The sequence below is a fragment of the Xenophilus sp. genome, assembly GCF_044462705.1.
Classification (GTDB): domain Bacteria; phylum Pseudomonadota; class Gammaproteobacteria; order Burkholderiales; family Burkholderiaceae_C; genus Xenophilus; species Xenophilus azovorans.
In genome coordinates this window covers 1-1632 of sequence record NZ_JBIQNC010000378.1, presented here as the reverse complement: position 1 = coordinate 1632, position 1632 = coordinate 1, and the positions used below count along the sequence as shown (strand labels likewise).

The window sequence follows — 1632 nt, the reverse complement described above, 5'->3', positions numbered from 1 at the left end:
GCCAAGGCGCTGGGCAACGAGCCGCCGAGCATTCCCGATCCGATCGCCCGGCATTCGCCGGTGGGCGTGGTCAAGCTGGTGATGATCCGCGATGGCGAGCAGAGCGCGACCAAGGGTTATGTGCCCGGCTACAGCATCGGCCACGAGATGGGTAATCGCCTGCCGAGCGTACCGGCGCCCGCCGTGCTGCCGGAAACCTCGGCCTACTACCGCCAGGCGATCGATGCGGCGTTGACGCAGCAGGACCTCGAGCGCGCCCTGCGCCTGGCCGACGAGGCGGCGCGCGTCGGTGATACCGGCGCCAAGGCCTATCTGCTGGAGCGCATCCAGATCAAGTGATCTCGCACCGGGGCGGCGTGGACGCCCCGACTCGACGCAGGACGCAACCATGAGAACCCTGACCAAGGCCTTGAGCCTGCTGACCTTTCTGGGCGCCCCCGCATCGGCGTTGGAGCGCGACACGCTGACCGTCTGGATCACCCCGGACAAGGGCTACCAGGCGGTCGGCGAGATCGGCCGGGATTTCACCCGCGCCACCGGCATGGCGGTCCAGGTGGCCACCCCGGAGGATCTCGCCGCCCTGTACGACCGCCAGGCCACCACCAGCCAGGGCCCGGATATCGTCATCTTCGCCCACGACCGCTTCGGCTCGTGGATCAATGACGGCCTGCTCGCGCCGGTCAACCCCAGCCCGGCGGCACTGGCGCGGGCCCCGGCCTTTGCCTGGGAGGCGCTGACCGTCGGCACGCAGCGCTACGGCTACCCGCTGGCGACCGAAGCGGTCGGCCTGATCTACAACCGCGACCTGGTAGCCGAGCCACCACGCAGCCTGGCGGAGCTGGCGGCGCTCGACCGCCGCCTGCGCGCCGAGGGCAAGCGCGCCATCGAATGGGACTACCGCAACCTCTATTTCTCCTGGCCGATCATTGCCGGCAGCGGCGGCTACAGCCTGCGCAAGACCGAGGGCCGCTACGACCTCACCGACATCGGCATCGACACGCCGGGCGCCATCGAAGGCATGGAATCGATCAAGCGCCTGCTCGACGACGGGCTGCTCGATCCCGCCGCGACCTACCAGAGCATGATGGAAGGCTTCAAGGCCGGGCGCACGGCCATGATCATCAACGGCCCCTGGGCCTGGAACGAGGTGCGTCAGGCCGGGATTCGCTTCGCCGTCGGCAACATTCCCACCGCGGACCCGGCGCGCCCGGGCAGGCCCTTCGTCGGCGTGCTCGCCGCGGCGATCAACAGCAACAGCCCGAACAAGGCTGCGGCCGGTCGCTTCATCGAGGACTACCTGACCAGCGCCGAGGGCCTGGCGCGAATCAATGCGCAGAAGCCGCTGGGGGCGGTGGCCAACCTGGCCTTGATGGAAACCTTGCGTCACGACCCGCTGATCGCCCACACCTATGCCGCGGCCGAGGCCGGTGAAATCATGCCGGACATCCCGGAGATGAAGCGCTTCTGGGCGCTGTTCACCCCGCGCCTGGAGCCGATGCTCAGCGGGCGCAAGCCGATAGCGCCGACCCTCGCCTACATCGCCGCGCGCCTGACCAAGGGCGCGCAGATGCAGTCCTGGCGCCGTCGGCACTATCCGCTGAGCCTGCAAGCGACCGAACAGCCCTGACGCAC

The 1632-nt window shown here is 69.2% G+C and carries 2 protein-coding genes; both read left to right on the top strand.

Annotation, left to right across the window (positions count from 1 at the left end; translation table 11 throughout):
- A partial coding sequence (locus tag ACIY1X_RS26310; RefSeq protein ID WP_399686582.1) for a hypothetical protein occupies nucleotides 1-339 on the top strand: 339 nt, incomplete at its 5' end.
- 49 nt (nucleotides 340-388) lie between these two features.
- Nucleotides 389-1627 (top strand): maltose/maltodextrin ABC transporter substrate-binding protein MalE, encoded by a 1239-nt coding sequence (malE, locus tag ACIY1X_RS26305; protein ID WP_399686579.1) that lies wholly within the window; start codon nucleotides 389-391, stop codon nucleotides 1625-1627.
- The last annotated feature ends 5 nt before the right edge of the window (nucleotides 1628-1632 follow it).

What these genes read in the sequence shown, in the direction of transcription:
- malE (WP_399686579.1), top strand. Translation starts at nt 389, where the DNA reads ATGAGAACCCTGACCAAGGCCTTGAGCCTGCTGACCTTTCTGGGCGCC.